General features: G+C 76.2%; 6 protein-coding genes. 1 reads left to right on the top strand and 5 read right to left on the bottom strand.

All coding sequences use genetic code 11. From position 1 onward, the window contains the following. The 5 genes from serS to F8279_RS19510 form a co-directional block, all read right to left on the bottom strand. Nucleotides 1-1,282, bottom strand: a 1,282-nt coding sequence (gene serS / locus F8279_RS19530) for a serine--tRNA ligase (RefSeq protein ID WP_091421433.1), incomplete at its 3' end; no start/stop codon positions are given. 439 nt (nt 1,283-1,721) lie between these two features. Then, nucleotides 1,722-2,852: a MerR family transcriptional regulator gene (locus tag F8279_RS19525; RefSeq protein WP_151500691.1), complete on the bottom strand. Its 1,131-nt coding sequence runs from the start codon at nt 2,850-2,852 to the stop codon at nt 1,722-1,724. A 31-nt stretch (nt 2,853-2,883) separates the two neighbouring features. Then, the gene (locus F8279_RS19520; protein ID WP_151500690.1) at nt 2,884-4,059 is read right to left on the bottom strand and encodes a trans-acting enoyl reductase family protein; all 1,176 of its coding nucleotides are present in this window, start codon (nt 4,057-4,059) and stop codon (nt 2,884-2,886) included. Nucleotides 4,060-4,090: 31 nt separating this feature from the next. After that, on the bottom strand, nt 4,091-5,227 hold the full coding sequence (locus tag F8279_RS19515) for an alcohol dehydrogenase catalytic domain-containing protein (protein WP_151500689.1): 1,137 nt from the start codon (nt 5,225-5,227) through the stop codon (nt 4,091-4,093). Further along, nucleotides 5,224-5,667, bottom strand: a complete 444-nt coding sequence (locus F8279_RS19510) for a hypothetical protein (protein WP_151500688.1) — start codon at nt 5,665-5,667, stop codon at nt 5,224-5,226. Before F8279_RS19510 ends, F8279_RS19515 begins: the two co-directional genes overlap by 4 nt. Before the next feature lie 157 nt (nt 5,668-5,824). Here F8279_RS19510 and F8279_RS19505 point away from each other — a divergent pair, with 157 nt between their 5' ends. Further along, entirely contained in the window at nt 5,825-8,620 is a 2,796-nt protein-coding gene (locus tag F8279_RS19505; RefSeq protein ID WP_151500687.1) for a LuxR C-terminal-related transcriptional regulator, read from the top strand. Nucleotides 8,621-8,625: the final 5 nt, after the last annotated feature.

Here is an 8,625-nt window from a genome sequence, read left to right as displayed (position 1 = left end):
AGCGCGGGGTGAGGCGGTCGGTGCCGAGCTTGTCGCGGAGGACCTCGGGGACCACTACCGAGCCGTCGGGCTGCTGGTGCTGCTCCAGGATGGCCGGGAACAGGCGGCTGGTGGCGAGCGCCGAGCCGTTGAGCGTGTGCACGAAACGGGTCTGCTTCGCGCCCGGCTCGCGGTAGCGGATGGCCGCCCGGCGGGCCTGGTAGTCACCGGCCCAGGAGACCGACGACACCTCCTTGTACTTGCCGGTGCTCGGCATCCACACCTCGACGTCGAGCGTCTTCTTCATCGAGGCGCTCGCGTCACCGGCGGCGAGCAGGCTGGTCTGGAAGTGCAGACCGAGCTTGCCGACCAGGCCCTCGACGTGCCCGACCATCGCCTCCAGCGCCGCGCCCGCCTGCTCCGGCAGCGTGAACTGGAAGATCTCCACCTTGTTGAACTGGTGGCCGCGCACGGTGCCGCGCTCGTCGGAGTGCGAACCGGCCGCCTCACGCCGGTAGCACGGCGTGTACGCGAACGCCTTCAACGGCAGCTTCGGCGTCTCCAGGATCTCGTCCTGGTACGCGCCGAGGATCGCCGTCTCCGCGGTGGGCAGCAGGAACTGGCCGCGCGAGGACGACTGCTTGTCGATGTGGTAGACGTCGTCGTGGAACTTCGGGAACTGCCCGGCGGCGAAACCGGCGCTCTCCAGCAGCAGGTGCGGCGGGAGCAGGAACTCGTAACCGGCCTGGATGTTCTGCTCGATCAGCCAGTTCACCAGCGCCCACTCCAGCCGGGCGCCGAGACCGGTGTACATCCAGAAGCCCGAGCCGCCGAGCTTCACGCCCCGCTCGTGGTCGACCAGGCCGAGCGCGCGGCTCAGCTCCACGTGGTCGCGTACCTTCTCGATGGCCGGCGCCTCGCCGAACGTGCGCACCACCCGGTTGGCCTCCTTGCCCCCGGCGACCACGTCGTCGGCGGGCAGGTTCGGCAGCTCGCTCATCGCCGAGCGGAGCCGGGACTGCACCTCGTCGAGCTGGGACTCCAGCTCCGCGAGCTGCTTGCGCTCGGCCTCCGGGGCGACCGGCTGCGGCGTGCCACCGGACCGTTTCGCCTCCGCGTACGCGCGCGCCTCGGCCTTGCGGCGCTGCCGCTCGGCGTCGATCTCCGTGATCAGGGCGCGTCGCTCCTGGTCGAGCCGCTGGATGTCGTCCAGCGCCCGGGTGACCTCGGCGGGATCCAGACGCTTCGCCAGCGCGGTCGCCACCGCCTCGCGATCCTTCCGGATCAACTCCATGTCGAGCATGCTGCTCGTACGCCTCCGTCCAGGCAGTCAGGTGGGACCTCCAGATGCTACCGTCGCGCCCCCGCCGCCCCGGCCCGGCCCGAGCAGCCCGCCGCCGCGACGCCCTTTCCGGTGACGGCGTGTAGTGGTGGTGCAGTCGGTCGGTCGCGCTCACATTCCGTGATGGTGCTCCGGTGCCCGTGCCGCACAGTTACCGCTCGCCATCCCGCTGACCTGGTCAATCTCGCGGATCCGCCCTCCGGCCGACATGCCCCTCTGGCGACTTTGCTCTGCAGCCACGGAGGCGGCGTTCGACGGAGCGTCAGGGTTGCGCCGATGGCTGCAGAGCAAAGTCGGCAAGGGGTGAAGGATTGGGGACGACGGTGACGTCACGCACGGTCACTGATTCCTGCCGCGGTGCGGTGCCAGGACCGGCGAGCGCGGGCCTGAAGCCGGAGCGTCAGAGGCGAACCGGCATCAGGACCGAGAAGGCGTCCGCGTCGTCGGCCCGCCGCACGGCCAGCGGGGCGATCGGGCCGTCCAGCTCCAGCACGAGCTGACCGTCACCGGAACCCAGCGCGTCCAGCAGGTACTCCCGGTTCACCGCCACCCGAAGCGCATCCGGGCCGCCCGCGCCGCCCGCCGCGCCGCCCACGTCGACCGCGCCGCCCAGAGCGTTCGGGTCGACCAGGCGCAGCTCACCCCGGCCGTCCAGGCCGAGCGCCACCACCTCGTGCTCCACGCCCTCGTGGGCGCGGTGGCAGACCGGCACGCCGTCGGCCGTGAGCGCCGCGCGCAGTGCCGCGGCGTCGAACGGGATCCGGTACGTGGGCACGTCACCGAGCTGCGCCCGCAGCAACCTCCGGTAGTCCGGGAAGTCGTACGGCAGCGGCACGGCGGTCACCGGCCGGCCCGCCACCGTGACCGTCACGCGGTCGGTGGCCACGACGACCTCGGCGCCGTCGGCGCCGTCGAGGTCCAGCAGCGCACGGAGTTCGTCCACCGATGCCACCGGCAGCAGCGCGCTCACCGGCGGGCCGTCGACAGTGCCGCCGACCCGGGCCACGGCGAGCCGGTGGCGGTCGGTGGCGACCAGCCGGACCCCGCCCGGCTCGACCTCCACCAGCACACCGGACAGGACCGGCAGGCCGGGGTCGGCGCCGACGGCGAAGCGTACGGCGTCCACGGCGGCGGCGAGATCGGTGCGGGACAGTACGAGGCGGGTGGTCACGATGGTCTCCTCCGGGTCGATCAGGCTTCGGATCCGGGAGAGTTCGCGACGGGCGTCGGCCAGGCCGTCCTCCAGGCGGCGCAGATGCGCGTCCAGCAGCCGGTGCACCTCCGTCGGCCGGTGCCGGTGCCGCAGCGCGTCGGCGATGCCGGCCAGCGGCATCCCCACCCGACGCAGCCCGGCCACCAGCCGGGCCGGCCCCACCTGCTCCTCGGTGTACCAGCGGTAGCCGGTCACCGGGTCCACCCGGGCCGGGGCCAGCACGCCGGAACGGTCGTAGAACCGCAGTGCGCTGACCGTCAACCCGCTGGCCCGGGCCAGTTCGCCGATACTGCGAAGCTCGCTCTCCACGGCCGTCATCCTGTGACCTCAAGCGGGTCGAGGGTCAACCTCACGCCGACAGGGTGCGGAACGTGATGCCCGCGCGTACCAGCCGGTCCAGCAGCGCGTCACCCATCGCCGCGACCGGCGTGACCTGCCCGGCGGTCTCCGGCAGGTCGTCGAAGGCGAGGCAGAGCGCCGACTCGGCGAGCATCTTGGCCGTCTCGTCGTAGCCCGGGTCGCCGCCGGCCACCTCGGTCACCACCCGCCGGCCGCCGCCCGTGCCCACGAACCGCACCCGGAACCACGACTCGGCCCGCTGCTCGGCCGTCGGGCCCTGCCCGGAGGCGAGCCGCCCGAGCAGCCAGCGCCGCGTCGGCGCGACCTTCACCAGCCCCATCACACCGGCCAGCCCGACGCCGGCCACAAGCACCGTGGGCAGCCGCTTCATCGCCGCGAAGTGGCGGTAGCGGAAGTCCGGGCCGTACTCCGGGCGGGCCGCCGCGGACCGACGGACCACCTGCGGGTCGATGGTGGGCAGCGGTACCGCCCACTGGCCGAACTCGCGTACCCGGCCGACCTTGCCCGGCACCGCGCGGACCCGGCGTCCGTCCGGGCCGGGCTCCATCGCCCGGCGGGCCCGCGCCGCCCGGCTCATCTCACCGGTGCGGGAGAACGCCGTGAGCGCCGAGTGGTACGTCCCGGCGGAGAACCGGCCACCGGCCCGGACGTATCCGTCCACGGCGATCGGCCCGTCGGCCGGCAGTTGCTTGACGGTGTACCAGACGCCCAGGTCGTGCGGGATCGAGTCGAAGCCGCAGGCGTGCACCAGGCGCGCCCCGGTGCGTACCGCCTCGGCGTGGTGCCGCACGTACATCCGGTCGACGAACTCCGGCTCACCGGTGATGTCGAGGTAGTCGGTGCCGGCCGCGGCGCAGGCGGCCACCAGCGGCTCGCCGTGGTGCACGTACGGGCCGACGGTCGTGGCCACCACCCGGGCGCTCTCCGCCACCGCGCGCAGCGACGCCGGGTCGGTCACGTCGGCGGTGAGCAGCGGCAGGTCGGCCAGGGCCGGGTCGATCGCGGCCAGCCGCTTCCGCACCGCGGCCAGCTTGTCCGGGTTACGCCCGGCGAGTGCCCAGCGCAGCCGGTCCGGCGCGTGCCGGGCCAGATACTCGGCGGTCAGCCCGCCGGTGAAGCCGGTGGCGCCGAACAGGACGAGGTCGTACGGACGGTCTGCGCGCATCCGCCGAGTGTGCCATCCACAGCGCTCACCTTCACGGTGTGAAGACCACCCGGACGCATCCGTCGGCCCGGTCCCGGAACAACGCGTACCCCTCGGCGCCGCGCTCCAGCGGCATCTGATGTGTGGCCAGGTGCTCGGTGACCAGCTCGTCGCGGGCCATCCGTTCCAGCAGCTCCGGGATCGCGGCACCGCCCCGGCGCCGGGCGGCGCGGACGGCGAGCCCCTTGTCCGCGAGCGCGCCGAGCGGAAAACGGTCCACGAACCCGGGCCGGGCGTCGAGCACCACCACCACGCCACCCTTGCGGCAGGCCTGCACCGCCTCGCGCAGCGCCGCCCCGACGTCCGGCTCGGCCACCGGCCACCGGCCCGGCGCGGCCGGTACCCCCGAGGCGTCGACGCACACGTCCGGCCCCCGGCCGCCGCTGCGTTCGCGCAGTTCGGCGAGCACGTCCACGTACCTGTGGTTGAGCGCCTCCACGCGGTCGTGCCCGGTGACCATCAGCAACCGGTCGTCCCGGTCGTCGACCACCACCACCCGGTCCGCGCCCCGGGCCACCGCCGCGTCGGCGGTGAGCTGGCCGACCGCGCCCGCACCCCAGACCGCCACCACGTCGCCGGGGGCGACCTCGCCCAGCTCGGCGCCGTACCAGCCGGCCGGCGCGGCGTCGGCGGCGAACACCGCCCGCTCGTCGCTCACCGACTCCGGCACGGCGAACGCGCCCACGTCGGCGTACGGCACCCGCACGTACTCGGCGTGACCACCGGCGAAGCCGCCCAGCCGAGCCGGCCGGCCGTAACCGCCGGCGGACGGCTGCCCCCACTCCGGCTCGGCCGCCACGCCGCTCGTGCCGTTGTCGCAGCAGGCGAGCAGCCCTTGCCGGCAGAACCAGCACGCCCCGCAGGCCACCGCCGCGCCCACCACCACCCGGTCGGCGACCCGGTGCCGGCGTACCTCCGGACCGACCTCGACCACGTCGCCGAGGAACTCGCGTCCGAGCACCTCCCCGGCGGACGCCTCGGGCACCCGCCCGGCCAGCAGCGGCAGGTCCGCGCCGCAGGTCGTGCTCCGCCGGACCCGGACGATCACGTCCTGGGCGTTGCGCAGCTCCGGGTCCGGGACGCGGCGCACCTCCACGAGGCCGGCGCCGGCCCAGCACAGCGCCCTCACGTCACGGTCCCCGGCCGGTCCAGCGGCGAACGGTCCGCACGCAGCACCTCGCCGGTCTCCAGGAGCTGCTTGGTCTGCCGCAGCACCTGGCGCAGGAACCGGCCCGGATCGTCGCCGACCAGGTGCGCGGCGAATCCCGGGAGCGTGCACTCCCCGCCCAGCGGGCGGACCGCCAGCTCGGTGCCGCGCCCGCCGGGGGCCGGACGGGCCCACACCTCGACCGCGCCGTCGAGGCGGCGCAGCGGCTCGGGCCACCGCCCGGCCGGTAGCGCCTGCTCGGGCGCCGCGGCCACCGTCACCACCTGCCACCGGCCGGGCCGCGGATCGGCGCCGGCCCGCCGTGCCCGGCGGCGCGCCAGTGCCCGCACGCCCGCCGGAGCCAGCACCCGTGCCCCCGCCAGCGCCAGCGCGCCGGCCGCCAGCCGTCTGCTCCGCGCCACCTGACCTCCCGCCGTTCCCCGGGCGGCCGGCGTCAACCGGCCGGCCGCCCCCGCGTGTCTACAGGGTGCGGGCCGCCCGGGTGAGCGGGGTTCGCCCGGAAGGGGTGAACCGGCGCGGTCCGGGTAACCGCTGCCCGCACCGACGGGGGAGGGACGCATGCCGGAGGAGGCAGACCAGGCCGTCGCCACAGCGAGCGGCACAAGCGACATCACCGGTACGCCCGATCTGCTCACCACCGGCCTCGATTCACCCGATGTCGCCGGTGGTGCGCTGTCGGGCGGCCCGCCGTTGCTGGCGTCCCGGTTGACGCCGCCCGTGCCGCCCGAGCCGGTCCTGCTGCGTCCCCGGCTGCTGGACCGGCTGGAACAGGGTGCGTCCGGGCCGGTGACGCTCGTCTGCGCGCCGGCCGGCTGGGGCAAGACGACGCTGCTGTCGACCTGGGCGCAGGGAGAGCGGGACGGGCCGGCGCCGGCCTGGGTGACGGTGGCCGAGGGGGAGACCACCCGGCGGCTCTGGGGCTACCTCGCGGCGGCCCTGCGTACCGCCGCCGCCGACGACCCGGACGACGGGCCGCCACCGGTGCCGGACGGACCGCCCCGGCCCGAGCAGCTCGAAACGCTCGCCGCCGCGCTCGCCGCACGGGAACGTCACGTGCTGCTGGTCCTGGACGACCTGCACCGGGTCACCGACCCGGCCGCCCTGACCGGGCTGGAGTTCCTGCTCCGGCACACCGACGGCCGGCTGCGGCTGGTGGCCGGCGCGCGCAGCGAACCACCGCTGGCGCTGCACCGCTGGCGGCTGGCCGGCGAGCTGAGCGTGATCGGCGCCGACGACCTGGCGTTCACCGCCGACGAGGTGGCCGACCTGCTCGTCGCGCACGGCGTGGCGGTACCCGCCCCGGCCGTGGTCCGGCTGGCCGAGCGCACCACCGGGTGGCCGGCCGGGCTGCGCTTCGCCGCGCTCGCGCTCGGGGACGGCACCGACCCGGCGCGCGCCGTGGAACGGTTCGCCGGTGACCAGCCGGATGTCGCCGCGTACCTGCGGGACGAGGTGCTCGCCCCGCTGGAACCGGCGATCCGTGACGTCCTGCGCCGGGTGGCGGTGGCCGTCGCGGTCCACGCCGACCTGGCCGCCGCGCTGACCGGGCGGCCCGACGCCGGGCACCTGCTCGCCGAGGCGGCCCGGGAGGGCGGTTTCCTCCACCAGGACGGCGGCAGCCCGCAGTGGTACCGGCCACACCCGCTGCTGGCCGACGTGCTGCGCGACGAACTGGACCGGCTGCCCGCCGACGAGGTACGCGAACTGCACCGGCGGGCGGCCGGCTGGTACGGCACCCACGACCGTCCGGCCGAGGCGCTGCGGCACGCGCTTCTCGCCGGCGAGTGGGCCGACGCCACCGAGCTGCTCGTCACCCGCTGGCCCGAGCTGGCGCCGGACGAACCGGCCGCCGTGCCGGCCCCACCCGAGCCGCCCGCCGAGGCGGTCCGCCGGGATCCGGAGCTGGCGCTGGCCGCTGCCGCCGAGCGGGCGTACGCCGGCGATCCGGCCGCCGCCGACGTGCAGCTGCGGCGGGCGCTGGCCGACGCCGCGGACCTGCCCGCGCCGCGCCGCGACCGGTTCGGCCGGCTGGCCGCCGCCGTGGAGCTGAGCCTGGCCCGGCTCGGCGGCGACCACGAGGAGGTACGCCGGGCCGCCGACCGCCTGCTGGCCACCATCGCGGCGGACGAGTCCCCGGGCGGCCCGGACGCCGGCAGTGCCGTTGCCGGTGATGCCGGCGATCCGCGCGCCGGGACGGCCGAGCGGGACGACGTGCGTGCGGTGGCCGGCGCGGCGCACGGGCTGGCCGCGCTGGCCGAGGGGGAGCTGTCCACCGCCCGGGACCGGTTCGCCAGGGCGCGGGAGGCGGCACGGCGGGCCGGGCGGCCGCGTACCGAGCTGCTCTGCGTCAGCCGCTCGGCCCTGCTGGAGGCGGCCCGGGGCGCGCTGCGGGCCGCCGAGGAGCTGGCCCGCGAGGCGCTGGGGATGCCGCCCTGCCAGGGCTGGTCGTCCCGGTCCGACTGCGGCTACGCGTACCTGGCGCTGGCGCTCGTGGACTGGCAGCGGGACCGGCCGGCGGAGGCCGCGACCCACCTGGCGCTCGCCGGTCCGGCCGGCGCGGAGCCGGGCGGCGCCGCGCTCACCGCGCTGTGCCGGGCCGGGCTGCTGGCCGACGGCGGCGACCCGGGCGGCGCGCTGCGCACGCTCGCCGGGGCGCGGACCGTCGCGCCCGGACGGGAACTGGGCGAATGGCTCGCCGCCGACGAGGCACAGGTACGCGCCGTCGTCGGCGACGTCGACGGCGCAAGGGCGCTGCTCGACGCGGCGGGCGGCGGGCCGGCGCCGGCGCTGGTGGCCGCGCGGCTGCGGCTGCGCGCCGGTGACGCCCGCACGGCCGAGCGGGCGCTGCCGGACTGGACCGCGTCCGGCGCGGCGGACTGGCCGCTGCCGGTGCGGTTGGGGGCCGGGCTGCTCGACGCGGCACTCGCCGACGCCTCCGGTGACGCCCGGCGGGCCGGCCGGCTGCTGGAGGAGGTGCTGGCGCTCGCCGAGCCGGACGGCTTCCGGCGCGTCTTCACCCGCGCCGACCCCGGGGTACGGGATCTGCTCGCCGCGCGTCTGGACGCCGGCACCGCGTACTGGGCCACGGTGAGCGAGCTGGTCCGGGGCGTGGACGCGCAGCCGGTCACCGCGACGGCTGACGGTCCGGCCCGGACGCTCGACGAGCCGCTCACCGAGCGGGAGCTGACCATCCTGCGCTACCTCCAGAGCATCCTGTCCAACGTGGAGATCGCCGCCGAGCTGTCGCTGTCGGTCAACACGGTGAAGACGCACGTGCGCAACATCTACCGCAAGCTCGACGCGACCCGCCGGCGGGACGCCGTCCGGCGGGCGCGCGAGCTGCGGTTGATCTGACCGTC

The organism is Micromonospora sp. AMSO1212t (genome assembly GCF_008868145.1).
Lineage (GTDB): Bacteria > Actinomycetota > Actinomycetes > Mycobacteriales > Micromonosporaceae > Micromonospora > Micromonospora tulbaghiae.
The sequence above is the reverse complement of the archived record's forward strand: the minus strand, read 5'-3'. Positions and strand labels throughout refer to the sequence as shown.

Excerpts from the sequence above, each read along its gene's own strand:
- F8279_RS19520 (WP_151500690.1), bottom strand. The coding sequence starts at position 4,059 with ATGCGCGCAGACCGTCCGTACGACCTCGTCCTGTTCGGCGCCACCGGC.
- F8279_RS19525 (WP_151500691.1), bottom strand. The coding sequence starts at position 2,852 with ATGACGGCCGTGGAGAGCGAGCTTCGCAGTATCGGCGAACTGGCCCGG.
- F8279_RS19505 (WP_151500687.1), top strand. The coding sequence starts at position 5,825 with ATGCCGGAGGAGGCAGACCAGGCCGTCGCCACAGCGAGCGGCACAAGC.